Origin of the sequence: Roseateles sp. So40a (genome assembly GCF_048081605.1) — a bacterium.
In the GTDB taxonomy this organism is placed as follows: domain Bacteria; phylum Pseudomonadota; class Gammaproteobacteria; order Burkholderiales; family Burkholderiaceae_C; genus Roseateles.
In genome coordinates, this window is record NZ_CP182288.1 from 1,299,620 (window position 1) to 1,323,379 (window position 23,760).

24 protein-coding genes are annotated in these 23,760 nt (G+C 66.4%); 16 read left to right on the plus strand and 8 right to left on the minus strand.

From position 1 onward, the window contains the following. Nucleotides 1-3 precede the first annotated feature (3 nt). Entirely contained in the window at nucleotides 4-2,418 is a 2,415-nt protein-coding gene (locus tag ACNI65_RS06045; RefSeq protein WP_416761794.1) for a catalase, read from the plus strand. An 86-nt stretch (nucleotides 2,419-2,504) separates the two neighbouring features. Here ACNI65_RS06045 and ACNI65_RS06050 read toward each other — a convergent pair whose 3' ends face one another. After that, entirely contained in the window at nucleotides 2,505-3,449 is a 945-nt protein-coding gene (locus ACNI65_RS06050) for a hypothetical protein (protein ID WP_416761796.1), read from the minus strand. A 181-nt stretch (nucleotides 3,450-3,630) separates the two neighbouring features. Continuing rightward, the gene (locus tag ACNI65_RS06055) at nucleotides 3,631-3,927 is read right to left on the minus strand and encodes a cell envelope biogenesis protein TolA (RefSeq protein WP_416761797.1); all 297 of its coding nucleotides are present in this window, start codon (nucleotides 3,925-3,927) and stop codon (nucleotides 3,631-3,633) included. Between the two features lie 187 nt (nucleotides 3,928-4,114). On the opposite strand from ACNI65_RS06055, the gene ACNI65_RS06060 reads away from it, so the two are divergent. Beyond that, nucleotides 4,115-4,426: a hypothetical protein gene (locus tag ACNI65_RS06060; protein ID WP_416761799.1), complete on the plus strand. Its 312-nt coding sequence runs from the start codon at nucleotides 4,115-4,117 to the stop codon at nucleotides 4,424-4,426. Between the two features lie 28 nt (nucleotides 4,427-4,454). On the opposite strand, the gene ACNI65_RS06065 is transcribed toward ACNI65_RS06060, so the two are convergent. Further along, a complete protein-coding gene (locus ACNI65_RS06065) occupies nucleotides 4,455-5,870 on the minus strand; it encodes a M20/M25/M40 family metallo-hydrolase (RefSeq protein ID WP_416761800.1) in 1,416 nt (471 codons plus the stop codon). 224 nt (nucleotides 5,871-6,094) lie between these two features. On the opposite strand from ACNI65_RS06065, the gene ACNI65_RS06070 reads away from it, so the two are divergent. From ACNI65_RS06070 to ACNI65_RS06095, 6 genes are read left to right on the plus strand one after another with little or no spacing between them, the layout of a single operon-like run. Further along, nucleotides 6,095-6,634, plus strand: a complete 540-nt coding sequence (locus tag ACNI65_RS06070) for a hypothetical protein (RefSeq protein WP_416761801.1) — start codon at nucleotides 6,095-6,097, stop codon at nucleotides 6,632-6,634. A gap of 3 nt (nucleotides 6,635-6,637) precedes the next feature. Next, nucleotides 6,638-7,522, plus strand: coding sequence for a hypothetical protein (locus tag ACNI65_RS06075; protein ID WP_416761802.1), 885 nt, complete (start codon nucleotides 6,638-6,640; stop codon nucleotides 7,520-7,522). A gap of 6 nt (nucleotides 7,523-7,528) precedes the next feature. Continuing rightward, on the plus strand, nucleotides 7,529-8,305 hold the full coding sequence (locus ACNI65_RS06080) for a hypothetical protein (protein WP_416761803.1): 777 nt from the start codon (nucleotides 7,529-7,531) through the stop codon (nucleotides 8,303-8,305). A 43-nt stretch (nucleotides 8,306-8,348) separates the two neighbouring features. After that, on the plus strand, nucleotides 8,349-10,064 hold the full coding sequence (locus ACNI65_RS06085; RefSeq protein ID WP_416761804.1) for a hypothetical protein: 1,716 nt from the start codon (nucleotides 8,349-8,351) through the stop codon (nucleotides 10,062-10,064). Further along, complete coding sequence (locus tag ACNI65_RS06090) at nucleotides 10,057-10,533, plus strand: toxin-activating lysine-acyltransferase (protein ID WP_416761805.1); 477 nt, start codon at nucleotides 10,057-10,059, stop codon at nucleotides 10,531-10,533. Before ACNI65_RS06085 ends, ACNI65_RS06090 begins: the two co-directional genes overlap by 8 nt. A gap of 59 nt (nucleotides 10,534-10,592) precedes the next feature. After that, nucleotides 10,593-11,012 carry an acyl-CoA thioesterase gene (locus ACNI65_RS06095; RefSeq protein ID WP_416761807.1) on the plus strand — a complete coding sequence of 140 codons (420 nt, stop codon included), beginning with the start codon at nucleotides 10,593-10,595 and terminating at the stop codon, nucleotides 11,010-11,012. Between the two features lie 25 nt (nucleotides 11,013-11,037). Here ACNI65_RS06095 and ACNI65_RS06100 read toward each other — a convergent pair whose 3' ends face one another. Beyond that, complete coding sequence (locus ACNI65_RS06100) at nucleotides 11,038-11,349, minus strand: ArsR/SmtB family transcription factor (protein ID WP_416761808.1); 312 nt, start codon at nucleotides 11,347-11,349, stop codon at nucleotides 11,038-11,040. Between the two features lie 82 nt (nucleotides 11,350-11,431). Between ACNI65_RS06100 and ACNI65_RS06105 the strand changes: the two genes are divergently transcribed. The 5 genes from ACNI65_RS06105 to ACNI65_RS06125 all read left to right on the plus strand — a co-directional run bounded on the left by ACNI65_RS06105 (nucleotide 11,432) and on the right by ACNI65_RS06125 (nucleotide 16,760). Beyond that, nucleotides 11,432-12,016 carry a TetR/AcrR family transcriptional regulator gene (locus ACNI65_RS06105; protein WP_416761810.1) on the plus strand — a complete coding sequence of 195 codons (585 nt, stop codon included), beginning with the start codon at nucleotides 11,432-11,434 and terminating at the stop codon, nucleotides 12,014-12,016. An 84-nt stretch (nucleotides 12,017-12,100) separates the two neighbouring features. Further along, nucleotides 12,101-12,850 carry an SDR family NAD(P)-dependent oxidoreductase gene (locus ACNI65_RS06110; RefSeq protein ID WP_416761811.1) on the plus strand — a complete coding sequence of 250 codons (750 nt, stop codon included), beginning with the start codon at nucleotides 12,101-12,103 and terminating at the stop codon, nucleotides 12,848-12,850. Between the two features lie 142 nt (nucleotides 12,851-12,992). After that, the gene (locus ACNI65_RS06115; protein ID WP_416761813.1) at nucleotides 12,993-14,972 is read left to right on the plus strand and encodes a phosphatase PAP2 family protein; all 1,980 of its coding nucleotides are present in this window, start codon (nucleotides 12,993-12,995) and stop codon (nucleotides 14,970-14,972) included. Between the two features lie 67 nt (nucleotides 14,973-15,039). Then, the gene (locus ACNI65_RS06120; protein ID WP_416761814.1) at nucleotides 15,040-15,330 is read left to right on the plus strand and encodes a hypothetical protein; all 291 of its coding nucleotides are present in this window, start codon (nucleotides 15,040-15,042) and stop codon (nucleotides 15,328-15,330) included. 80 nt (nucleotides 15,331-15,410) lie between these two features. Further along, complete coding sequence (locus ACNI65_RS06125; protein WP_416761815.1) at nucleotides 15,411-16,760, plus strand: cyanophycinase; 1,350 nt, start codon at nucleotides 15,411-15,413, stop codon at nucleotides 16,758-16,760. Between the two features lie 77 nt (nucleotides 16,761-16,837). On the opposite strand, the gene ACNI65_RS06130 is transcribed toward ACNI65_RS06125, so the two are convergent. The 4 genes from ACNI65_RS06130 to ACNI65_RS06145 all read right to left on the minus strand — a co-directional run bounded on the left by ACNI65_RS06130 (nucleotide 16,838) and on the right by ACNI65_RS06145 (nucleotide 20,395). Continuing rightward, complete coding sequence (locus ACNI65_RS06130) at nucleotides 16,838-18,757, minus strand: B12-binding domain-containing radical SAM protein (protein WP_416761816.1); 1,920 nt, start codon at nucleotides 18,755-18,757, stop codon at nucleotides 16,838-16,840. Nucleotides 18,758-18,856: 99 nt separating this feature from the next. Beyond that, entirely contained in the window at nucleotides 18,857-19,219 is a 363-nt protein-coding gene (locus tag ACNI65_RS06135) for an HU family DNA-binding protein (protein WP_416761817.1), read from the minus strand. 214 nt (nucleotides 19,220-19,433) lie between these two features. Further along, entirely contained in the window at nucleotides 19,434-19,988 is a 555-nt protein-coding gene (locus ACNI65_RS06140) for a LuxR C-terminal-related transcriptional regulator (RefSeq protein WP_416761818.1), read from the minus strand. Then, nucleotides 19,988-20,395 (minus strand): PaaI family thioesterase, encoded by a 408-nt coding sequence (locus ACNI65_RS06145; RefSeq protein ID WP_416761819.1) that lies wholly within the window; start codon nucleotides 20,393-20,395, stop codon nucleotides 19,988-19,990. Before ACNI65_RS06145 ends, ACNI65_RS06140 begins: the two co-directional genes overlap by 1 nt. A 135-nt stretch (nucleotides 20,396-20,530) precedes the next feature. Between ACNI65_RS06145 and ACNI65_RS06150 the strand changes: the two genes are divergently transcribed. The 3 genes from ACNI65_RS06150 (at nucleotide 20,531) to ACNI65_RS06160 (ending at nucleotide 23,760) form a co-directional block, all read left to right on the plus strand. Next, nucleotides 20,531-21,232 (plus strand): CoA transferase subunit A, encoded by a 702-nt coding sequence (locus tag ACNI65_RS06150; RefSeq protein ID WP_416761820.1) that lies wholly within the window; start codon nucleotides 20,531-20,533, stop codon nucleotides 21,230-21,232. 10 nt (nucleotides 21,233-21,242) lie between these two features. After that, nucleotides 21,243-21,881 (plus strand): CoA transferase subunit B, encoded by a 639-nt coding sequence (locus tag ACNI65_RS06155; RefSeq protein WP_416761822.1) that lies wholly within the window; start codon nucleotides 21,243-21,245, stop codon nucleotides 21,879-21,881. Between the two features lie 166 nt (nucleotides 21,882-22,047). Then, the gene (locus ACNI65_RS06160) at nucleotides 22,048-23,760 is read left to right on the plus strand and encodes a DUF1800 domain-containing protein (protein WP_416761823.1); all 1,713 of its coding nucleotides are present in this window, start codon (nucleotides 22,048-22,050) and stop codon (nucleotides 23,758-23,760) included.

A 23,760-nucleotide genomic window follows, 5' to 3' on the forward strand; every position in this document is an offset into this window, starting at 1 on the left:
ACGATGGCCAAAGCTCCCCGCACGCCCGCCCGGCCCGCCTCGAAGGCGGCCGCCCGCAACACCGACAGCGCGCCCTCGAGCGCTGCGCCCAGCGATGCCCATGATCTGGCCCTGCGCCAGGCCGCCGAGACCGGCGAGCTCGCGGACGCGTTCCCGCACAACGCGCACAAGCGCGCCGAACACGCCGAGCCGCCGAACAAGGGCGGGGCGATTCCTCCCGAGGGCCAGCATGCCGCGGCCCCGTCGCGGCTGCCGTCGGCCAGCACGCTGTCGGAACGCCAGGTCAGCGACAAGACCGGCACGCAGGCCGAGGAAGGCCGCAATGCCACGATCGCCTCGCTGGACCGTGTCCGTGTCGATTCGAGCGGACAGCGGCTCACCACCAACCAGGGCGTGCCGATCGCCGACAACCAGAACTCGCTCAAGGCCGGCGCGCGCGGGCCGGTGCTGCTCGAGGATTTCATCCTGCGGGAGAAGATCACCCACTTCGACCACGAGCGCATCCCCGAGCGCATCGTGCACGCGCGCGGCTCTGCGGCGCACGGCTACTTCGAGTGCTACGAGCCGCTGGGCGACCTGACGCGCGCTGCGCCCTTCCAGGCCGCGGGCAAGCGCACGCCGGTGTTCGTGCGCTTCTCCACCGTGCAGGGCGGCGCTGCCAGCAAGGACACCGCGCGGGACGTGCGCGGCTTCGCGGTCAAGTTCTACACGGACGAAGGCAACTGGGACCTGGTCGGCAACAACATCCCGGTCTTCTTCATCCAGGACGCGATGAAGTTCCCGGACCTGGTCCACGCGGTCAAGCCCGAGCCGCATCACCACATGCCGGAGGCGGCCAGCGCGCACGACACCTTCTGGGATTTCGTCTCGCTGATGCCCGAATCCACGCACATGCTGATGTGGGTGATGAGCGACCGCGCGATTCCCCGCTCCTACGCGACGATGCAGGGCTTCGGCGTGCACACCTTCCGTTTCGTCAATGAGGACGGGGACAGCGTCTTCGTGAAATTCCACTGGAATCCCAAGGCCGGCACGCACTCGCTGGTGTGGGACGAGGCGGTCAAGATCTCCGGCGCCGATCCGGACTTCCACCGGCGCGATCTGTGGGAGCGCATCGAGTCCGGCGCCTTCCCCGAGTACGAGCTCGGCGTGCAGGTCTTCACCGAGGAGCAGGCGGACCGCTTCAGCTTCGACATCCTCGATCCGACCAAGCTGATCCCCGAGGAACTGGTGCCGGTGCGGCCGATCGGGCGGATGGTGCTGGACCGCAACCCCGACAACTTCTTCGCCGAGACCGAGCAGGTCGCCTTCTGCGCGGCGCACATCATCCCGGGCATCGACTTCAGCAATGACCCGCTGCTGGCCGGGCGCATCCACTCGTACGTGGACACGCAGATCTCGCGGCTGGGCGGCCCGAACTTCCACGAGCTCCCGATCAACGCGCCGATCGCGCCGGTCCACAACCACCAGCGCGACGGGATGCATCGCCAGGCGATTCCGCGCGGGCGCGTGTCCTATGAGCCCAACTCGCTGGGCGGCGGCTGTCCGTTCCAGGCCGGGGCCGCGCACGGCTTCACCTCGGTGGCGGCGCGACAGCGCGGGCAGGAGGAGCAGGCCAAGGTGCGCGCCAAGCCGGCGCTGTTCGCCGAGCACTACCTGCAGGCGAGGCTGTTCTTCGAGAGCCAGACGCCGGCCGAGCAGGCGCACATCGCGGCGGCCTTCCGATTCGAGCTGAGCAAGGTGACGGTGCCGGCGATCCGCACGCGCATGCTGGCCTCGCTGCGCAACGCATCGGAAGAACTTGCGGCCAGGATCGCCGAGGGCCTGAACATGACGCTGCCGCCCGCGATGCCCCTGGCCATCGGAAACTCGCCCAAGCCGGAGGTCACGGCGTCGCCGTCGCTGTCGCTGATGGCGCGACCCGGCGATGGCTCGATCGCGGGACGCAAGGTCGTGGTGCTGGTAGCGGATGGCGTGTCAGGCCGGGCGGTGTCGACGGTGGTCGACGCGCTCTTCGCGGCCGGCGCGGTGCCCCGCTTGTCGGCGACGCGTATCGGTCCCGTGAAGACGGCCGATGGCGTCGGTCTGGAAGCGGATGTGTCCTTGGAGAACGAGCCCGGCTTCCTCTTCGACGCGCTGGTGATTCCTGACGGCCAGGCGGCGATCGGCGCGTTGGCGCGGGACGCGCATGTCTTCGAGTTTGTCCGTGACCAGTTCCGTCACTGCAAGCCCATCCTCGCGCTGGGCGAGGGCGTGTCGCTGCTGCATGCGGCGGGATTGGGGCCGGCGCTGGATCCGGCGGCGCTCGCGCCGGGCGTCCTGCTCGATGACGACCCGGCACGCGGCGCGCAGGCGCTGGCGTTGGCGCTGGGCCAGCATCGCGCCTTCGAGCGGGAGTCCGATCCGCCGCGCGTGTGAGTTCGTCTCGCCGCGTGAGCGGCAATGAAAAGGGCGCCGCCGGTGTGCACCGGCGGCGCCCTTCGGCTTGGGAGCTCAGCGCGCTGTCACTTCGTCTTCAACGAGGACGACGAGGCACTGGCCGGGCCGGAGAGTCCGGACGACGCCGAGGCATGATCGGAAGACGATCCCGTGCCGGTGGCGCTGCTGGCCTGGCTGCCGCTGCCGGAGGCGGTGGAAGCGCGATCGCCTGAAGAAAGCCGATCGGTGCTGTCGGTCGTGCTGCCCGCATGGCTGTTGGCATCGCTGCCGACTTGGCCGCTGCCGGCGGTCTGGCGAGAGGAGCGCTCGGAGCGCCACTTGTTGAAGTCCTCGGAGAACTTCTGGTACCGATCCTGGCGCCAGCCGTGGTAGTCGCTGTCCAGCAGGCGCATCTGCTCCGCGCGCCATTGTTCGTAGTCGGGATCGTGATGACGGCGCTGCTGCTGCGAGGACCAGTCCGCGCGCTGGTCCTGTTGGTCGCCCTGGTATCCACCTTGGTAGCTGCCTTGCAAGCCGCCCTGATAGCCGCCCTGGCTCTGATAGCCGCCCTGGCTCTGATAGCCGCCTTGAGGGCTGCTTTGGTGGTTGCGGTCGTCGGCCCAGCGCGAGTCGCCGCCGCCGTAATGCTCGCTGAGCGTGCTGCTGTAGCGGGCATCTTGTGGAAGGCCCCGGTCCTCGCGCCAACCCTCATGGCGGGGGCCTTGGTCGCGGTAGCGCCCGCCAGAACCGGTGTCGCCGCTCCAGCCCTGCGCGTCGCGGCCGCCGCGGTAGTCCTGACCGCCGCCATAGCCGCCTTGACTGCCTGACTGGCCGCCGTACCCGCCGCCACGCTGATCATCGCGATCGGCCTGGAAGCTGGTGCCCTGGTAGGCCGGCTGGTAGTCCTCGCGTGAGCGATCCGGCCGGTAGTTGCCGCTCTGCGCGCCGTAATTGGGGCGGTCGTGATCGCCTTGCCACGGCGAGTCGTCCTGACGTTGATCCTGTCTGCCTCGTTGTCGATACGGGTTCATGGCCACTCCTTTGATGCCTTGGACCGGTTGAAGAACGCTTGCGGCGCCCGCCGCGGGTTCTCAACTGCTTCGGGCAAGGCCCGTGCCGAACATCAGACGCGACATCGGCGCCGATCGAGCGGGCATGAAGCGGACATGAAAAAGGCGGGCGCCAGGGCCCGCCTTCCGGATCAGACGGCAATCACTTCATCGCCTTCTCATCGGCCTTGGCCTTTTCCTTCATGGCCTTGGCGTCCGCTTCGGCCTTCTCGTGCGTGGCCTTCGCGTCCTTCATGCACTGCTTCTCCGCGTCGCCCTTCATCGCGTTGCAGGCCTTCTTGGCCGCCTTGTAGTCGGCGTCGGCCTGCTTCTCCAGCGCCTTCGCGTCGGCCTTGGAGCCCATGGCGGGCGAGGAAGCGGCTTGTGCCATCGCCAGCGGGATACCGGCGCCCAGGGACAGGAAGGTGGCTGCGGCAGCCGTCAGAAGAACACGCTTCATGGGAATCTCCTAGAAAGTGGGGGATGTGTGAAGACGGCAAGCCGCCTCCGCGTTCGTTGTGTGGCAATCGAGATTCCCTGTATCGAACCTTTCGCGCGTTGCAGAGGGAAACGGGGCGCAGGGGCATGCGCATTGCCAGACCACGGGGGTCGGTGTTCCTGCCGACGTCCATCCGATGGAGACCACCATGGCTCAGCAACCCAATGCGAATCAACGTCAGCCGTCCCAAAGTGGAGAAGGCCAACAGCAGAAGCAGCCGCAGCAACAGCAGCATCAGCAAGGACAGCAAGGGCAGAACCAGCCTGGCGGCCAGCAGCAGGGGTCGGGCTCGCAAGGGCAGCGGCAGTCGCCTCAGCAGAGCCAGCCGAGCTCGGGCCGTCAGGGCCAGCTGAACCAGGGTTCGCAAGACAAGAACCCGCAGACCTCGCGCAACCCGTCCCAACAGAACATCTCGCGGGACGATGACGAGTCGGATCGCGGCTCCAGCGACGATCGTTGAGGACCCGCCTGCCGGGCAGGCGCCGCGATCACATCGCCAGGCGCTTGCCCAGCCGGTACATGAATTCCTGGAAGTCGCTGAGCGACTTCACGCGCACGTGTTCATCGAGCCCGTGCACGCCGCTGGGCTCGACGCCTGTGAAGGCGCCGACGCCGTAGGTCCAGATGCCGGCGTTGTTGAGGAAGCGCCCGTCGGTCGTGGCCACCAGCATCGTGGGAATGACCGGCACGCCGGGCCAGAGCTCGGTCACCGACTGCTCGACCGCCTGGATCACCATCGGTGACATCGGCGGCTGCGGCGACGCGAGTGCCTCGCTGGTGGGGCGCACGGAGATCCTGTCATCGGCCAGGACGCGTATCAGCGTCTGACGCACGTCCTCCGCAGGCTGCCCCGGGAGGATGCGGCAATTCACGGTGGCCTTCGCGCGTTGCGGCAACGCGTTGGACGCATGGCCGGCCTCGACGGTCGTCGCGACACACGTCGTGCGCACGCTCGAGTTGTAGACCGGCGACTTCGTCCACAAGCGTTCCAGCGCGGCGGTGTCGGTGGGACGCGCGAGCAAGGCGCGCAGGTCGGCAGCCACGTCCTGGTTGCCGTCGAGCGCGGCCACACGCTCGAAGTAGGCGCGTGTCGTGTCGTTGAACTGGATGGGGAAGTCGAAGCGGCCGAGTCGTGCGAGGCCCTCGGCGAGGTGGTGGATGGCGTTGTCGCGCACGGGCAGGGCGCTGTGGCCGCCGGGGTTGGTGACCTCCAGCTCGTAGGTCACGAAGACCTTCTCGCCGATCTGCAGGCTGTAGGAGACGGGGCGCTCGTTCTTGTCGAGCCGTCCGCCGCCGCCCTCGTTGATCGCGAGCTCCGCGTCGATGAGCGCGCGATGGTGCTTGAGCAGGTAGTCCACGCCGTCCCAACGGGACGGGATGATTTCCTCGTCGCAGGTGAGCGCCAGGATGATGTCGCGCTGCGGGACGAGGCGCTCTTCCTTGTAGCGGAGCATGTTGCTGACATGCGCGGCGGCCTGGGACTTGTCGTCGAGCGTGCCGCGGCCGTAGTAGATGCCGTTCTCCTCGATGAGCTTGAACGGATCGCGGCTCCAGTCCTCGCGTTTGGCCTCGACGACATCGAGGTGGGCGACGAGCAGCAGCGGGCGCTTCGCGCCGGAGCCCTTGAGCCGCGCGACGAGGTTGCCCTTGGTGGGCACGTCGGGCGGCACGATGAGCTGGACATCCGCGTCGGCGTAGCCGGCCTGTCGCAGGCGTTTGGCCATGGCCTGCGCGGCGACGGTGCAGCTGCCGCTGGACTGCGTGGTGTTGATCTCGACGAGCTCCTTGAAGATCTCGTGGAAGCGGCCGAGGGCGGGGCGCGGGGTGATGTCGGTGGCGTGCGCGGGAGCGCAGGGCACGAGGATCGTCAGCACGACGGCGAGCGTCGACCAGGCACGGGTCATCGGGGTCTCCCTTGGATACGCGGGACATGGTCCTACGGGCGTCTGGAATGGGGAGCGGAGGCAAACCCTGAGACGCCGGACTCCGGCTGCATTAGCAGATGTGGAGGGCCTCGCGGAATGACATGTGTGTGCGACCGAATACAGGCAATTGCGGGATGGGGGAGGGCGTCGATAAGGTCGATGCACCTTTCACATCAACGACAGGGCATTGCCGAGGGAAAGAAATGGGGAAATTCGTCAAGGTATTGGCATCGTCGGCGCTGGCGGCCGGATCCTGCATGCCTTCCGCTTTTGAAGGCGCCATCGGACAGACGGTCCTGGCTCCAGTCGTCGTCAACGGAAATTCGGGTGGGGGCGGATCTGGCGGCTCGGGATCGACCGGAACGGGGTTTGGTGGATATTCCGGCGGAGGCGGATGCCAAAGCTGTGGAGGATATCCAGAAGGTGAATATGGGGGCGGAAAACCGGCGCCTCCGCCTAAATCCGAGAAGCAAAAGGAGGAGGAGAGGGAGAAGTGCGAAGCTGCCAGAAAAGACTCGCGGGAGGAATTGTTCAAATTCCACGAGACTGACATGAATGAGTGCGCCACTCGAAACAGCACGTTAATTGGCTACTTCGCTGAGCAAACGAAGCAATTCTTGCATGAGACTGCCGGAGCCGGTCCTGGTAGCTGCGCTACGAATTTGAAACGTCAACATACGAAGCTGCTTAATTTCTATGATGAGCGACGAGACGTTTGTTTGAAGGCTGTTGATAAAGGTTGATGTATGGGAGTCGCAAACAAGTACGTCATTCCCGTCGTCGTGGTGGCGGGGTGTCTCGTTCTGATTGGTGAATGGAAGTTCAGTCGAAGTGACTCTTCTGAAACGAATGAACGCGCGGAATCCTTGGCTTCGGATGGCGTCCAGCGAGTTGAATTCGGAGAATCCAAACCTGATATTGTTGCTTTGGCTGTGGCGGCTTCAGCGGGAAGCACATCGCCCTTCGTGCCGACTTCGCCAAGCGGCTATGAAGCGCCCGGTACCTTGAATGATCAGGTGGGCCGCGCACTTGCCGCCAAAGACGGGCCTATGGCCGCTAATCTCGCGTTCATGCTGAAGGAATGCGAGATAAATATGGGAATTCTGGAGGTGGCGAGCTCTGAAGGTGCCAATCCCCATACTGACCAGGAATTGCTGGCCATGCGGTTGGCGCGACTGCGGCAGTATGAGCGGGAATTTGCGGCTTGTCAGACCGTGCCAGGTGACCATAAGCAAGTTCGCTTGCGTCTCCTGGATCTGGCGGTCCAGCAAGGCGTGGTAGGCGCAGCTAGGGAAAGCTTTTCAATGGGTTCCCGCGAGCCTGCAACGCTTTCGCAATTGATCCGTGATGCTAATGCCGGTGATCGTTATTCCCTGCTCAACGTGGCAAGGTATGACAGAAAACTGCTTGGCATTACTCGCGATGAGCAGGATGCGGTGCGGTACGCCCTGAAATTGGGTGCGGCTGATCCAGAGACCGGATTTCGTGTCGTCAACTCGCTGAGGATCGCAGAGGAATACGCTGTTCCAGATTCGCATTTCGATTTTTCGGAGATCAGTAATGAAGCCCGCATGAAGGGCGCTGAAATTGCGGAAAGGCTGAAGCTAAGGCTTCGAGAAAACATGTCGTGAGTTCATATGGAACTGAAGAAAAAAATCGTCGTTTCATGCTTGGTGGTAATGGGCTGTCTCATCTCGTTTCGCGTTGGCACCGTCAGAGCAACCAATGCGGCGTTGACGGCCAAGGCCTTGGCGGACGTCCCAATACTGCCCATTGGCCAGGAGACTTTGAATGATCAGGTGAAGCGCGCTCTTGCCGGCAATGACGGGCCCATGGCCGCAATACTCGCGAACGTGTTGAGCAGATGCAAGTCAGATCTGGAAATTCTGAAGCTCGTACGCTCGGAAGGACACGATCCGTATGCCGATGCCCAATTGCTGGCCAGTCGGGTAGAGAGATTGCAGGAGTATGCGAGGAAGATCGCGCATTGCCAGACAGTCCCGGGTGACCACGTCAAGGTGCGATTGGGTTTGCTGGATCTGGCCATGCAGCAAGGGGTCGTTGGCGCAGCGAAGGAAAGTTTCCTCGCCGGTTCTCGCGCGCCTTCGACGCTTTCTCGCATGGTCAACGATGCCAACTCGGGTGATATCTCCAGCATCCTCAATGTTTCCTTTTATGAGCCAAAGCTCTTTGGCATCACGCAGGAACAGCAGGATGCAATGCGATACGCCTTGAAGCTGGCATCAACCGATCCGGTCGTCGGCGAGCGCGTTGCCGCAGATCTACGCATTGCAGAGCATTACCCTGATCCAGATTCGCAGTTTGATTTTTCGGCGATCAGCAATGCAACGCGCAAGAATGGTGCTGAGATTGCTGAAAGGATAAAAGAAAGACTTCGGAAGAAATTTTTCTGAGTCCTTCTTTCAATCTCCGTCCGAGGTTCTGTAGTTGCATCAAATGAATTTGGAAGAACTAAGTCCGTTGTCGTTGATCGACTGCGAGCTTCCAATCTTTTCAGGTGGGAAGACCGTCTGGTCGGCCCCGAACTTCAGAGGACCGCTCCCATTGGCGTTCACGCCCGTGGATGCCGGTGGGAGCGGCCGGCTGCAGCGGGCAGGAACCCTCGTCGCCCAATTGGAGATGTACGGAGGCTCCGGCATTGGCTCGAATGCCGGCGGCGTCCGATGCGGGAACTACGCGGGCGTCCAGATCAAGGGAATCGGCCCGAGTCTTCTCGGAGGGCCGGGCCTGGACAAGTGGCATCGCCACGGCGCGCTGTCGCTGCAAGACGCCGTGCGCGACACCTTGATCGGCGAACTGTTCTCGGTGGCTGCGCCGAACGGTGCTGTCCGGGCGCTTGCCATTGCAGATCTCGGATTCACGTTCGCGACGGAATTCGGGAAGGAAAAGACTCCAAGCACTGCTCCGCGCGCGTTGCTGTATCGCGAGCAATCCTTGAGGGTCGCGCATTTCATGCGCTCCTCGTTCATGAACGTGGGCCATGAGCTGGCACAGCGCGAGTTGGCCCGCATGCGCGACGGCATCCCGCGCTTGGTGAACTGGCTCTGCGCAGCCGAGGATCGAATCGATTTCGAAGCCGCAGCGCGAGGCGTGCAGAAGATGTTTGATTCGCTCATGAATCAGCTCGCCGTGCTCCGGACGAAGCGGCTGGTGCACGGATCGCTGATCCCCTCCAACTTGTGCATCGACGGTCGATTCGTCGATTTCACGACGACGACCGCCGTTTCCACGCTTCAGCCGGTGCTGGTCAGCGTGGGCGGATGGTCCAGCCAACATCAACACCATCAGGTGTTGCTCGCTGTGCCGGACCTGCTGTTCTACATCGCGAAGTTTGATCACCGCTGCGCTGTGCCACGCGCCCGACTTCAAGCCGCTTGCGAGGAAGTGGCGGCGGAACTGGCGGCGGCGCATCATCGCTATTTGATGCGGGAGCATCTCGGTCTGGTGGGCTTCCCGTTGGAACGCGCATTTCAACTCGATGCCCAGAACATCGAGGCCTTGCTGTCAGCACTCGTGGCAGTGATTGAAAGCGGATCCGTTCAGGGTCACATGTATTTCGGTGGAGACGATCACGAGATGCTCCCGCAAGCCGGGGCGGACGACATCCTTGCCGTGATCGCCCAGGCCATCTGCGAGACGACGGGCCTTTCTCTCGCCCGCGGGCTCACCTATCGACCGGATCCCGGCGCGTTTCCGCCTGGCGTGAGGGACGGCTTCATTCGAGCGTTCGCTCAAGCGGCTCAATGCATGCACGCAGACGGTTTGAGTCTGGTGGAGCAGGGGATGGCCTGGTTGATCCGCGCGACGCAGCGCAATGCGGATTTGAAGCCTCTCTATCGCCGTTGGCTGGATGGGGTGATCAACGACGTCTGCAGGAATCGAGCCGCGGAAGTCAGTGATTTCATCGAGGAGATGCTCGGCCAATGGACTGGCGTCTTCCACACTCCGCCTGATGGTCGTGTGACCTTGAAGGGATGGTTGACCGAGTCAGCCGTGTCGTTGACGCCAGAGGGTCGACTGGAAGCCGAGGGTGCTCAATTCAGTCCATTGGCGCTGGCTGCCTTCAAGCCGGCCATGGATATTCGCCCGAGACACCAATGGCTTTTTGGGGTGTCGACCTTGAATCAGTCGCGCGAGTTTGGACATGCTTGAGCTGGCCCTGCACGACTGCGAATTGCAGGACCCGATCAGGCAGCGCGTGGTGGGCGCGGTGTCCATGATTCTTGCGGAGGACGAAAGCTGGCGTGGCGACCTGAGGCGATTCCTGCTCGATGAAATCATTCCCTCGGCCAGGCACGGGAAGATCGCCTTCTTCCTGAATTTCGAGAGTGTCCCGGTCGGTTTCGTGACCTGGGCCCATCTGGCCAGAGAGACCGAGCAGCGCATGCTTCAATCGCTGGATCCGTGGCTCCATCTGAGCGAATGGAACGAGGGCGAGTCGCTCTGGATCAGATCGCTGCATGTGCCGTCCCGCCTGCGTCGCGAGGGCCTGCGCCTCTGCCTCGACGGACTGTTTCCGGATGAGCGGAGCGTGCGCTTGATGCGAGCGCGCCGCTCCGAAATCAGCGCCCTTGAACTTGACCGCTCAGTCGTCGAGCGAATGGCCCGCCTGATTCGTTGAAAGCGCCATCGCAATGGCCTCGTGTTGAAATCCCCCGATCTCATCACCGGCCGCCGACCATGCGCTTCGACTTGCCCGACGACAAGAAGCTCGTCCACGAGACCCGCATTCCCATCCGCTGGGGCGACATGGATGCGATGGGGCACGTGAACAACACGATCTACTTCCGCTACCTGGAGATCGTGCGCGTCGAGTGGCTCGAGAGCCTGGGTCATCCGCCCAATCCCGATGGCACCGGTCCGGTGATCGTCAACGCGTTCTGCAACTTCCATCGGCAGCTCGCCTACCCGGGCGAGATCCTCGCCAGGCATTACGTCTCCAATCCCGGTCGATCGAGTTTCGACACCTGGATCACGCTCGAGCGCGTCGATGAACCCGGCGTCATCGTCGCCGCGGGTGGGGCGACCACGGTGTGGCAGGACGCGGCGTTGAAGAAATCGGTGCCGTTGCCGGATTGGTTGAGGGATCGATTGAGCTGAAGCGCAAGCTGGGCGCCCGCCCCATTCACAGCTCCTTGGACGTCCGCTGCAAGAGCGATTGAATGGCGGCCTCGTTGCGCCGGTAGTAGGACCACTTGCCCGCCCGCTTCACATGCACCAGGCCCACCGCCGCGAGATCAGCCAGGTACTTCGACGTGGTCGAGAACGCCAGGCCTTGACCCGCCTGAATCGACGAGACACAGACGCCATCCACCAAGGGATCCCCTTCGTCCTGAGGCGGGAAGCTGCCGGGTGTCTTGAGCTTGCGCAGGATGTCCAGCCGCTGCTCGTTGGAGAGCACGAGGTGGCTTGACGGTTTGGGCGGAAGGGCACGCATGGACAGCGGGGTTGAGCCGCAAGAGCCCCCAGTTTCTGGATGGTTTTGACCGGTCGGTCCAAATGCGCATAGGATCCGACCCATGCCACGCGAACGCCGATTCTCCGAGCCCGAAGTCCTGGAACGTCTGACCGACGTGTTCAGCACCCACGGCTATGCCAGCACCAGCCTGGCGCTGCTGCAGGAGGCCACCGGCCTGGGCAAGCAGAGCCTCTACAACACCTTCGGCGACAAGCAGTCGATGTACCTGCAGGCCATCGACTGCGCCGTGCAACGCAGCGCCCAGACCGTCGCCGCCGTGCAGGCCGCCGCCTCCGGCCGTGCCGCCGTCGTCGCCTACTTCGACGCGCTCGTCGCCAGCTGCACGAGCGCGAATCCCGTGGACAAGCACTGCATCGTCACGAGCGGCCTGCTCGAAGGCATAGCCGAGGCGCCGCTGGCCTGGGCGCTGACCACCCGCTGGCAGTCCACGCATGAGCTGCTGCGCGCCGCCGTGGAGCGCGGTCAACGCGATGGGTCCATCGTCAGCGCCATTCCTTCCGCCGAGCTCGCTGAGCTGCTCATCGCGCTGACCAGCGGCCTGCGTGTCGCCGCCCAGGCCGGACGCAGCGGCGATCAGATGCAGCGCTCCGTCGCGCTCGCGCTGTCGGTGCTCGACACGCCGTAACCTATTCCCGATTCCTCCCACCGGCCGCACCCAGCGGCCTTTCATTTCCCTTATTTGGACCGATCGGTCTATATGGAGTTCATCATGAGCCAATCCCTGCAAGGAAAGATCGCGCTGGTCACCGGCGCCTCCCGCGGCATCGGTGCCGCCATCGCCCAGCGCCTCGCTGCTGACGGCGCGGAGCTCGTGCTGCATTACGGCAGCGGGCGCGATGAGGTCGAGTCCCTCGCGGCCTCGCTGCGCGACGAGGGCCGCAAGGTCCATGTCGTGCAGGCCGATCTCGCCGCGGCCGACGGCGGCCGGCAGCTCGTCGCGCGCGTCGCCGCGCTGGGCCTGCCGCGCGTCGACATCCTCGTGAACAACGCGGGCATCGCCGTCTTCGCCGGACTGGCCGACACCACCGACGAGGACTTCGAGCGCCTGGTCAGCGTCAACATGCGCAGCCTCTTCCAGGTCACGAAGGGCATCGTCCCGCTGATGCCTCACGGCGGCCGCGTCATCAACATCGGCACCGCGGCCACGCGCATCGCCTTCCCCGGCATCACCGCGTACTCCGCGAGCAAGGGCTTCGTCGACGCGCTCAGCCTGCAGCTCGCCGCGGAACTGGGCCCACGCAACATCACCGTGAACGTCGTCGCGCCCGGCGCCATCGACACCCGCATGAGCGCGTGGATCCACGGCCCCGGCGGCACGGACACGCTGGCGCAGGTGCAAGCCCTGCCGGGCATCGGGCAACCCACGCACGTCGCCGGAGTCGTGGCCTTCCTCGCCGGCCCCGATGGCGCCTGGACCACCGGGCAGATCGTGGACGCGAGCGGCGGCACCAAGCTCTGAGCGTTCGCGCTCGATGCCGGCGATGCACCGCGCGAGTGCATCGTCGGCGGCCGTGCCTTCCTCGCACACCGCTTGATGTCGTCATGCCGACGACACACCCGATTCCTAGAGTGACGCGCTTTCCTTCACCGGCACTCGCGTCATGTCCGCTTCTTCGCGCTTTCCCTTCGTCCTGCGTCCGCTGACCCTGGCCCTGCTCACGGGCTTCCTGATGGCCGGCTGCGGCGGCTCCGACGGCGAGGACCTCAGCGTCGCCACGCTGCCCGAGCCGCCCAAGGGCCTGGGCACCACCGACACCGCCGCCGTGCAGGACGAGACCAAGGTCCTGCCCTTCGTCGACTTCGTCGCCACCAACCAGCGCGGCGACGCCCGCTACGCCACGCTCGACACCAACGCCGGCGTGCGTGTCGTCAGCGGCATGCTCGCGCTGTGGCAGCCCAGCTCGCTGATCGTCGATGCCGGCGTCACCGCGCCCGCCAACGGCACGTTCCCCGCCGTCACCGCCTCGCCCTGGACCGGCATTCCCGGCGACGCCACCGACGGCAAGGTGCTCAACACCGCCGTGCACGCCGCCAACATCCAGTACGTCATCGACGCCACGACCAAGCGCACCGACGCGCAGTCGCTCGCGGCCTACCTCGACGACCGCCGCGGCAAGGGCTTCTCGATCAGCGACGGCCTGGGCCCGCTCGCCGCCGCGTGGCGCTCCGCCTCGGGCATGAGCACCACCATCACCGGCATCCCGGCCGACGCCACCACCGTCCTCTACAACGACGGCGGCTCCGACATCGGCACCGGCAGCACCTCCAACGCCACGCTCGGCAAGGCCGTCGACTTCGTGAACAACGTCGGCGAGAACGCCTCCACCGAGCCCGCCAAGCGCTTCTACAAGTACGCCCGTCCCTGGCGCTGGAGCAACAGCGTCGTCGTCGTGCCCGCGCTGATGCCCGCGCGCAGCAGCACGCCCACCACCGACGGCGGCTTCATCAGCGGCCACACCGCCGAGGGCGTGCGCAAGGCCCTGGCCATCGCGTATCTCGTTCCGCAGCGTTATCAGGAGATGGTCGCCCGCGCGCTCGAGATGGGCGAGAACCGCATCCTCGCCGGCATGCATTCGCCGCTGGACGTCATCGGCGGCCGCATCCAGGGTCAGGCCGCCGTCGCGGCGGCGATCGCCACCGGCTCCAACAAGGGCGACCTCAAGTCCGTCGCCTATCAGCAGGCGCAATCGGTGATGTCGACCGCTGCCGGTGTCACCACGCCCGAGGCGCTCTTCAGCTACGCGCATGCAGGCACCGCCGCCAACGACCGCTTCACCGACCTCGCCGCGATGCGCGCCGACGTGGCTCGCCGCCTGAACTTCAACCTGCCCGGTGTCGGCGATGCGACCAAGGCCGCCGTCGTGCCCAAGGGCGCGGAGGTGCTGCTCGAGACGCGCCTGCCGTATCTCGACGCCGCGCAGCGTCGCGTCGTGCTCAAGACCACCGCGCTGCCGTCGGGCTCGCCGCTGGTCGATGACGCCGAGGGCTGGGGCCGCGTGAACCTGTTCGCCGCAGCCGACGGCTACGGCGCGTTCAACGGTGACGTCGTCGTCGTGATGGACGCGACCAAGGGCGGCTTCCACGCGATCGACGCCTGGCGCAACAACATCGGCGGCGCCGGCAAGCTGACCAAGCAGGGCACCGGCACGCTGCGCCTGTCGGGCACCAACGTCTACAGCGGCGGCACGCAGCTCGACGCGGGCGTGCTGTCCGCCGAGAGCGTGGCCGCGCTGGGCAAGGGCGACGTGTTCCTGACCGGCGGCACGCTCGCCAGCAAGGCCACCGCGCCGCTGGGCATCGCGGGCCGATTCAGCCAGCGCACCGCGGCCTCGCTGCAGGTGCAGGCCGGTGCGAACGGCGCGGGCAAGCTGCTCGTCACCGGCGACGTCGCCATCGAGTCCGGCGCCAAGCTCACCGTGAAGTTCGCCGCCGGCTACACGCCCAAGGCGGGCGACACGATCGAGCTGATCTCGACCTCGGGCCAGCTGGCGGGCCGCTACGGCACGCTGAGCGTCGACGGCTTCAGCAAGGTCACCCCGACCTACGGCCGCAACTCGCTGAGCGTGCGCCTGGACGGCTGATGCCGGCAGCCGGGGAGGGGACTTTCAAGGCGGGCCGCTCGCGAAAACGCGTAGCATCCCGCGTTCCATGAAACGCACTCTCTTCGGCCTCACGCTCTCCGCGCTGGTCACGCTCTTCTTCCTGTGGCTCATCACGCGTGGCTTCGGCCAGTTGATGGACCTGCTGCGCGGGGTCGGTCAGCCGGGCAAGGGCGGCAACGCCCTGTCGATGCTGGGCATCGGCCTGGCGGTCTTCGTGCCGCTGCTGTTCTACCGCCTGCGCCGCGCGCGCAGGGCGCGTGCCGCGCGCAACGCGGCCGCCAGCAACGGCTTGCCGAGCGCCGCCTCCAGTCCCTGGTCGAGCGACAAGACCTCCTGATTCCGGGAACATCCCCGCTCCCCCCCAGGTTGAAGGTCGCGCCTGCTTCCCTTCTGGCACGCGATATGCAAGATGGGGGCATGGATGCCCTTCGTACGCCCCCGCGCCCGAATTCGGGCCGACTCCCGCTCGCGCTGCCCCGGTGGGGCCGCGCGCTGCTCGCCACCGCGCTGCTGCTCGGTGCGGGCTCGGTCGCCGCTCAGACCGCCATCGTCATCGGCGGCGCGCTGCGCGCGGACAACGATGCCGTCTGGCAACGCATCGTCCAGGAGGCCGGCGGCCCCGGCCAGGCGCGCTTCGCGGTGCTGGCCACCGCGGCCGCGAATCCGGAGCTCTCCGCCAAGCTGATCGTCGACGTGCTGCGCAAGCACGGCGCGCAGGCCGAGCACATCCCTGTCGCGCCGCGTCTGGAAGGCGCCGACTTGCAGAAGAACTTGCACGACCCCGAGCTGATCGAGAAGATCCGCCACGCCAATGGCGTGTTCTTTTCCGGCGGCGCGCAGGGATTCATCGTCGACACGCTGCAGCCCGACGGCAAGCGCACCGCGATGCTGGACGCGATCTGGGACGTCTACCGCGATGGCGGCGTCGTCGCGGGCACCAGCGCGGGCGCGGCCATCATGAGCCGCGTGATGTTCCGCGACGCGCTCAACGTGATGGAGGTGATGCGCGGCACCATGCGCGACGGTCACGAGATCGACCAGGGCCTGGGCTTCGTCGGTGACGAGCTCTTCGTCGATCAGCACTTCCTCAAGCGCGGACGCATCGGCCGCATGCTGCCGCTGATGCTGGCCAAGGGCTATCGCTTCGGGCTCGGCGTGGAGGAGAACAGCGCCGCCGTCGTGCACGGCGGTCGCATCGACATCATCGGCGGACGTGGCGCGTTGCTCGTCGATCTGAGAGACGCGCGCAGCGATCCCGCGCTGGGGATGTTCAACGTGCGCGGCGCGCGGCTGAGTTACCTGGACAACGGCGATCGCCACGATCTGCGCTCGGGCGTGACCTCGCCGGCCGCGCGCAAGACGGCGGCAGGCGCGGCAGTGCCGGTGCAGGCGGCCATGCAGGTGTCAACGCAGGGGCAGGGCGCCAGCTCGCGCGGACCGGTGGACAGCTTCCAGCCCGACATCCTGGGCGACAACCGCATCGTGCAGGCGATGGCCGAGCTGCTGAGCTCGCCCGCGGCGGAGGTGCGCGCGATGGCGGCGCGCATTCGGCCCGGCGCCACGGAGGCGCGCGATCGCACCGGTTTCGTGTTCCGGCTCTATCGCGGTGCGGGCACGCAAGGATGGATCGACGCCGAGGGCAAGGACGTCACGCTGCTGGATGTCCGGCTCGATATCCGGCCGGTGCGCTTGCCTGATCCGAATGCGGCGGCGCCGGCATCGGCGATGCCGGGCGCGGCGCTGATCGCGCCGGCCGGATTGCGATGAAGCGCTCCCACGGCCGACGAGCTTGATTCCTTTGACTTGCCCCTCTCCCGCTTCGCGGGCGAGGGGGCCACAAGGCATCAAGCCCCGAGTGCTTCGGTGATGAAGTGCTTGGGCACCTTGGGTTTGGGCACGCGCACGCTGAACCAGCGCCGCACGTCCTGCTCCAGCCCGATGCCGTGCATGAAGTTGTAGAGCGCCTTCTTGAGCGCCTCGCCCATCGCGTCGTGATCGGTGCCGGTCGGGTCGACGAACCCGACGTCGTTCTTCGCGAACGGCGACGGCGGCAGCGGCAGCAGCTCCACGCCGAAGGCCTTCGGATCCTTGCCCACCGGCGAGTGCACCGTGCAGGCGAAACGATGGAAGAACCCGCTCTGGATGCAGCCGTTCTCGAAGAGCTGGCGCACGTACTCGAGCGCATCGACGGTGTCCTGCACCGTCTGCGTCGGGAAGCCGTACATCAGGTAGGCATGCACCAGGATGCCGGACTCGGTGAACGCGCGCGTGACCCGCGCCACCTGCTCCACCGACACGCCCTTCTGCATCAGCTGCAGCAGCCGGTCCGACGCGACCTCCAGTCCGCCGCTGATCGCGATGCAGCCGCTGTCGGCGAGCAACTGGCAGAGCTCGGGCGTGAAGGTCTTCTCGAAGCGCACGTTGCCCCACCAGCTGATGGAGACGTTGCGATCGATGAGCTCCTGCGCCAGCGCCTTGAGCACCTTCGGCGGCGCGGCCTCGTCGACGAAGTGGAAGCCCGTCTGGCCCGTCTCCGCGACGATCGCCTCGATGCGGTCCACGAGCGTCTTGGCCGAGGCCGCCTCGTAGCGCGAGATGTAGTCCAGCGTGATGTCGCAGAAGCTGCACTTCTTCCAGTAGCAGCCGTGCGCCACCGTCAGCTTGTTCCAGCGGCCGTCGCTCCACAGCCGGTTCATCGGGTTGAGCATGTCCAGCAGCGACAGGTAGTCGTGCAGCGGCAGCCCGTCCCAGGTCGGCGTGCCCACATCCTCGAAGGGCACGTCGGGCTCGACGAAATTGATGTAGCGGACCTGGCCGCTGAGCTCTCCGTCGGTCTCCCGCACGAAGCACCGCACCAGCCGCTGCTGGCCGCGCTTGCCCGCGAGGTGCTCCAGCAGCGCCAGCAAGGGGCGCTCGCCCGCGTCCAGCGTCACGAAGTCGACGTAGTCGAAGAGCCGCGGCTCGGTGAGCTCGCGCAGCTCGGTGTTGACGAAGCCGCCGCCCAGCAGCACGCGCAGGTGAGGGCGCTCGCGCTTGATCGTCTGACCGATGCGCAGCGCCGCGTAGACCGCGCCGGGGAAGGGCACCGACAGCAGCACCACATCGGGCCGCTCGGCGTCGATCGCCTCCAGCGTCAGCTCGCGCAGCAGCTCGTCGACGAGGTTGGCCGGCGCCTGCAGCGCGTCATGCAAGGGGTCGAAGGTCGGTTGACTGGTCGCCAGCTGCTCGGCATAGCGGACGAACTCGAAGCGCGGATCGACCGATTCGCGCAGCACGTCGGCCAGGTCGTTCAGGTAGAGCGTGGCCAGATGCCGCGCGCGGTCCTGCAGCCCGAGCGCGCCGAAGGCCCAGGCCAGCGGATCCTCGCCTTCCTCGGACACGTACACATCCAGCGACTGGAAGCGCGCGCCCTCGGGCAGGAAGGCGCGCGTGTTGACGCGATGCGCCAGCGTCGGATCACGCCCTTGCAGGAACGCGATCACCGGCGTGATCGTGGCGAGGTAGCGGTCGAAGGATTCGTCGAAATGGCGCGACGCGATGCCGCGATCGGGCAGCGGGATCGCGTGGACGGCCGCGCGCACGCGCTGCAGGCCATCGCGCGAGAACAGGCGCAGCACCAGCGCCAGCGCCAGGTCGCGTTGCGCCGCGGGCACGCCGCGCGAGCGCAGGAAGCCCGTCAGGTAGGCGGTGGACGGATAGGGCGTGTTGAGCTGCGTCATCGGCGGGATGAGCGACAGCACACGCAGGGCGGGCGCGGCGGACATGTCGGAACTGTAGGAGGAAAAAAACAAACCCGGCGCGGGCCGGGTTTGTTCGGGACCGCCGGGCCGAGGGCCGGGCGATCGGCGTGTACCAGAAGTGGATTACTTCTTGGCAGCCTTCTTGGCGGGCTTGGCAGCGGCGGCCTTGGGGGCCTTGGCCGGCTTGGCGGCAGCCTTGCGAGCGGCAGCCTTCGGGTCCACGGCGGCCTTGAAGCCGGCGCCCGGGGTGAACTTCGGCAGCTTGGCGGCGGCGATCTTGATCTTGTCGCCGGTGCTGGGGTTCACGCCGGTGCGGGCAGCGCGGGCGTGTTGCTTGAACGAGCCGAAGCCCGGGATGGACACGGCGCCACCCTTCTTCACCGTGGACACCACTGCGTCCAGCAGCGTTTCCAGGATGCGGCCAGCTTCGGCCTTGGTGATTTCGTGCTTGGAAGCCAGGTGTTCGATCAGTTCGGTCTTGTTCATTCGTTGACTCTGCAAGTTAAGGCCCGGCTGTCGCCGGACGGCTCCGGCTTGGGCCGGACGGCGCGTATTGTGCGGGAGAAATCACGTGTGCATCCTCGGGTTGCCCCGCAAATGACCGATGAAATCGCACATCCGGGGTCACGTCTTGCGGGATCTTCGTGCCCATCGGGGTTCCCGGCGTCAGGACTTGCCCGGGAATTTGTCACAGCGCGATTCAGGACACCAGCAGCCGGTGCACCAGGTCCGGCGTGCTGGCCGCGCCGTACTTCTTCATCAGCCGCGCGCGATAGACGTCCACCGTGCGCGGGCTCACGCCCAGCCGCTTGCCGATCAGCTTGCTGGTCAATCCCTCGATCAGCAGCGCCGCGATCTCCCGCTCGCGCGCGGTCAGGTCGGCCTTGAGCTGTCGCACGGCGGACAGGTCCTCGAAGCTCCAGATGCCGCTCGCATGCGGCCGCGCCGGGTCCAGCGCACGGCCCGACACATGGCACCAGAACAGCTCCCCGGCGCGCGGTCCGCCCACGCGCTTCATCACGCGCTCATCGGCGTAATAGCCGTTGGCATCAAGGCTGGCGACGATGCGCTCGCCGGTGCGCTCGAACTCGGCCGGCGTCGGATAGAGCAGCGAGAAGCTCTGGTCGATCAGCTGCTCGGGCTGCGCGCCGAAGATCTCCAGCACCTGGCGGTTGCAGTCCTTCATCAGCCGATGCTCGGAGAGCACCAGCCCGATCGGGGCCAGGTCGAAGGCGGTGCGGTAGTCCAGGCTCATCACAGCAGCGCGTAGGTCGTCGTGGACTGCACGGCCACGCGGCCCTGCTCGTCGAGCAGGTCGATCTGCCCGAAGGCCAGGTTCTTGCCGCGGCGCAGCAGGCGCGCCTCGATCGTGCAGGTCGCCCCGGACACCGGGCGGATGAAGGTGGACTGGAGCTGCACCGTGGTCATCGGGCGGAACTCGCCGAGCTCGCGCATCATCAGCAGCACCATCGCCGTGTCCGCCGCGGCCATCGAGGCCTGACCGCACATCACGCCGCCCACATGGACGAGGTCGCTCGCCACAGGCATGGTGAGCCGCAGCAGCCCGTCCTCGGCGTGGACAGGCTCCAGGCCGAGCGCGACGATCCAGGGGGCGAAGATCTTGGGGATCTGCGCGCGCAGCTCGTCCAGGGGCAGGGTCATCGGGCTTCCTTGAAGGGATCGGTGGCGGGGATGATGCTTAATCAATTCTACGTAGCGCTTACGTAATGCCTTACGTAGCAGAATGGCCGGCTATTTCTGGATTCCCGTGCATCAACGGCAAGCAGGAGACATCGGATGAACAAGCTTTTCCCCAGCGCCCAGGCGGCGCTGGACGGCATCGTGGCGGACGGCCAGCTGATGGCCGTCGGCGGTTTCGGCCTGTGCGGCATCCCGGAGGCGCTGATCGCGGCGCTGCGGGACAGCGGCGTCAAGGACCTGACCGTGATCAGCAACAACGCGGGCGTGGACGGCTTCGGCCTGGGCCAGCTCCTCGAGACGCGGCAGATCAGCAAGATGATCTCCAGCTACGTCGGCGAGAACAAGGAATTCGAGCGCCAGTACCTGGCCGGTGAGCTCCAGCTGGAGTTCACGCCGCAGGGCACGCTCGCCGAGAAGCTGCGCGCCGGTGGCGCGGGCATCCCGGCCTTCTTCACCCGCACCGGCGTGGGCACGATGGTCGCCGAGGGCAAGGAGCTGCGCGAATTCGACGGCCACACCTACGTGATGGAGCGCGCGCTCAATCCGGACGTCGCGCTGGTCAAGGCGCACATCGCCGACAAGAGCGGCAACCTCATCTTCCGGCGCACCGCGCGCAACTTCAATCCGGCCTGCGCGATGGCGGGCAAGGTCACGGTGGTGGAGGTGGAGCAGATCGTGGAGGTCGGCGAGCTCGACCCCGACAGCATCCACCTGCCCGGGATCTACGTGCACCGCATCGTGCACAACCCGACCCCCGAGAAGCGCATCGAGAAGCGCACCATCCGCCCCGCCGCCTGAGGAGACCGACATGCCCTGGACCCAAGACCAGATGGCGGCACGCGCCGCGCAAGAACTGGAAGACGGTTTCTACGTGAACCTCGGCATCGGCATTCCGACGCTGGTCGCCAACTTCGTGCCCGCCGACAAGGAAGTCTGGCTGCAGAGCGAGAACGGCATGCTGGGCATCGGCCCGTTCCCGACCGAGGACGAGGTCGACGCCGACCTGATCAACGCCGGCAAGCAGACGGTGACGACGATTCCCGGCTCGTCGATCTTCGGCAGCCATGACAGCTTCGCGATGATCCGCGGCGGCAAGATCAACCTGAGCATCCTCGGCGCGATGCAGGTCAGCGAGCATGGCGATCTCGCCAACTGGATGATCCCCGGCAAGATGGTCAAGGGGATGGGGGGCGCGATGGACCTGGTGGCCGGCGTGCCGCGCGTGATCGTGCTGATGGAGCACGTCGCTCGCAAGAAGGACGGCACCGAGGACCTGAAGATCATCCCGCAGTGCACGCTGCCGCTGACCGGGGTGGGCGTGGTGAACCGCATCATCACGGACCTGGCCGTGATGGACGTGACGCCGCAGGGCCTGAAGCTCGTCGAGCTGGCGCCCGAGGTCACGCGCGACTTCGTGCAGTCCAAGACAGGCGTCACGCTGCTCTGATCAGGAGCGATCAGCTGCTTTTATCCGACCCGGTCAAGAAAGGCTCGTGAAGAAATCACGCGGCAACAGCCTGTTGCCGCGCCTTTCACCTGTTGTACGAATGACGGTGTATTGAACGCGCCGGCTCGTCACCATCCCGCATCCGCTGCTTCAGGCCGATGCCCAGATGACTGCCGCCGTTCAAACCCCTTTCGCGACGAGCGACGACGACCGCGTCGTTGATGACACGACGTCCTTCGGCGCTCCCGCCGCGCTGACGGCCGCGGCCGCGGCGGCCCTGCTCGCCGCGTGCGGCGGCGGCGGCAGCTCGACCGGTGCCGACAGCCCGGACACCACGCCGCAGAACACCACCCCGCCCACCGACAACGAGTCGGCGCGTTTCCTCGCGCAGGCCGGCTTCTCGGCCAGCACGACCGAGATCGCCGCGCTGAAGTCGGGCGGCTTCTCGCGCTGGATCGACCAGCAGTTCAGCGCCGCGCGCACGCAGAGCCACTTCGACTGGCTGGTCGCCAAGGGCTACGGCGCCGAGTCCTACCGCTACAGCCTCTCCGGCGTGGACGCGACCCTCTGGCGCAAGCTGATCGGATCGCCGGACCAGCTGCGCCAGCGCGTCGTGCTGGCGCTGTCGGAGATCTTCGTCGTGTCGATGAATGGCCTGCCGGTCGCCTGGCCGCAGTTCGCCACCGCCGCCTACGTCGACATGCTCGAGGAGCGCTGCTTCGGCAGCTTCCGCGCGCTGCTCGAGGGCGTGACGCTGTCGCCGGCGATGGGCGTCTATCTCGCCATGCGCGGCAACCGCAAGGAGGACGTGAAGTCCGGCCGTCAGCCCGACGAGAACTACGCCCGCGAGGTGATGCAGCTGTTCACCATCGGCTTGAACCAGCTGAACGCCGACGGCACGGCCAAGACCAGCAACGGCAAGACCGTCGACACCTACACGCTGCAGCAGATCACCGACCTGGCCCGTGTGTTCACCGGCTGGGACTTCGACATCGACTCCAGCGACACCGACGGCAACGACTACAGCTACATGAAGCGGCCGATGAAGCACAACGCGTCGCGCTTCTCGACCGGCGCGAAGAAGGTGCTGGACGTCGTCATCCCCGACACCGCCGACGGTCCCGCCGCGATGAAGCTCGCGCTGGACACGCTGGCCGCGCATCCCAACGTCGGCCCCTTCATCGGCCGTCAGCTGATCCAGCGCCTGGTGGCCTCGAATCCGAGCGCCGCTTATGTGCAGCGCGTGGCCGCGGTCTTCGAGAACAACGGCAAGGGCGAGCGCGGGGACCTGCGCGCCGTGATCCGCGCCATCCTGCTCGACACCGAGGCGCGCCAGCCCTCGACCGCGCCCTCGGGCGGCAAGCTGCGCGAGCCGGTGCAGCGTCTCGTCCAGTGGGCGCGCACGGTGGGCCTGAGCTCGCCGGGCGACCTCTGGGCCATCGGCGACACCAGCAATCCCGCGTCGCGCCTGGGCCAGAGCCCGATGCGCAGCGGCTCGGTCTTCAACTTCTTCCGGCCCGGTTACGTGCCGCCCAACTCCCAGCTGGGCAACAACAACGTCACCGCGCCCGAATTCCAGCTCTGCAACGAGAGCACCGTGGCGGGCTACCTGAACTTCATGCAGGGCCTGATCGGCAACGGCATCGGCGACATGAAGCCCGACTACACCGCCGATCTCGCGCTGGCGACCGACGCGCCCGGCCTGGTGCGCCGCCAGGCGCTGCTGATGACCGGCGGCGACATGGCCGAATCGACGATCACCACGATCGCCACGGCCGTGGCCACGATCAAGGCCGAGACGGACACCGGCAAGCTCAACCGCGTCAAGGCCTCGTGGCTGATGGTGCTGGCCGCGCCGGACTACCAAGTGCAGAAGTGA

Coding starts and splice junctions, on each gene's coding strand:
- ACNI65_RS06065 (WP_416761800.1), bottom strand. CDS start 5,870: ATGACCCGTGCCTGGTCGACGCTCGCCGTCGTGCTGACGATCCTCGTG.
- ACNI65_RS06105 (WP_416761810.1), top strand. CDS start 11,432: ATGCCACGCGAACGCCGATTCTCCGAGCCCGAAGTCCTGGAACGTCTG.
- ACNI65_RS06150 (WP_416761820.1), top strand. CDS start 20,531: ATGAACAAGCTTTTCCCCAGCGCCCAGGCGGCGCTGGACGGCATCGTG.
- ACNI65_RS06080 (WP_416761803.1), top strand. CDS start 7,529: ATGGAACTGAAGAAAAAAATCGTCGTTTCATGCTTGGTGGTAATGGGC.
- ACNI65_RS06085 (WP_416761804.1), top strand. CDS start 8,349: ATGAATTTGGAAGAACTAAGTCCGTTGTCGTTGATCGACTGCGAGCTT.
- ACNI65_RS06070 (WP_416761801.1), top strand. CDS start 6,095: ATGGGGAAATTCGTCAAGGTATTGGCATCGTCGGCGCTGGCGGCCGGA.
- ACNI65_RS06155 (WP_416761822.1), top strand. CDS start 21,243: ATGCCCTGGACCCAAGACCAGATGGCGGCACGCGCCGCGCAAGAACTG.
- ACNI65_RS06115 (WP_416761813.1), top strand. CDS start 12,993: ATGTCCGCTTCTTCGCGCTTTCCCTTCGTCCTGCGTCCGCTGACCCTG.
- ACNI65_RS06125 (WP_416761815.1), top strand. CDS start 15,411: ATGGATGCCCTTCGTACGCCCCCGCGCCCGAATTCGGGCCGACTCCCG.
- ACNI65_RS06140 (WP_416761818.1), bottom strand. CDS start 19,988: ATGAGCCTGGACTACCGCACCGCCTTCGACCTGGCCCCGATCGGGCTG.
- ACNI65_RS06050 (WP_416761796.1), bottom strand. CDS start 3,449: ATGAACCCGTATCGACAACGAGGCAGACAGGATCAACGTCAGGACGAC.
- ACNI65_RS06090 (WP_416761805.1), top strand. CDS start 10,057: ATGCTTGAGCTGGCCCTGCACGACTGCGAATTGCAGGACCCGATCAGG.
- ACNI65_RS06075 (WP_416761802.1), top strand. CDS start 6,638: ATGGGAGTCGCAAACAAGTACGTCATTCCCGTCGTCGTGGTGGCGGGG.
- ACNI65_RS06095 (WP_416761807.1), top strand. CDS start 10,593: ATGCGCTTCGACTTGCCCGACGACAAGAAGCTCGTCCACGAGACCCGC.
- ACNI65_RS06055 (WP_416761797.1), bottom strand. CDS start 3,927: ATGAAGCGTGTTCTTCTGACGGCTGCCGCAGCCACCTTCCTGTCCCTG.
- ACNI65_RS06110 (WP_416761811.1), top strand. CDS start 12,101: ATGAGCCAATCCCTGCAAGGAAAGATCGCGCTGGTCACCGGCGCCTCC.
- ACNI65_RS06145 (WP_416761819.1), bottom strand. CDS start 20,395: ATGACCCTGCCCCTGGACGAGCTGCGCGCGCAGATCCCCAAGATCTTC.
- ACNI65_RS06100 (WP_416761808.1), bottom strand. CDS start 11,349: ATGCGTGCCCTTCCGCCCAAACCGTCAAGCCACCTCGTGCTCTCCAAC.
- ACNI65_RS06130 (WP_416761816.1), bottom strand. CDS start 18,757: ATGTCCGCCGCGCCCGCCCTGCGTGTGCTGTCGCTCATCCCGCCGATG.
- ACNI65_RS06135 (WP_416761817.1), bottom strand. CDS start 19,219: ATGAACAAGACCGAACTGATCGAACACCTGGCTTCCAAGCACGAAATC.
- ACNI65_RS06160 (WP_416761823.1), top strand. CDS start 22,048: ATGACTGCCGCCGTTCAAACCCCTTTCGCGACGAGCGACGACGACCGC.
- ACNI65_RS06060 (WP_416761799.1), top strand. CDS start 4,115: ATGGCTCAGCAACCCAATGCGAATCAACGTCAGCCGTCCCAAAGTGGA.
- ACNI65_RS06120 (WP_416761814.1), top strand. CDS start 15,040: ATGAAACGCACTCTCTTCGGCCTCACGCTCTCCGCGCTGGTCACGCTC.
- ACNI65_RS06045 (WP_416761794.1), top strand. CDS start 4: ATGGCCAAAGCTCCCCGCACGCCCGCCCGGCCCGCCTCGAAGGCGGCC.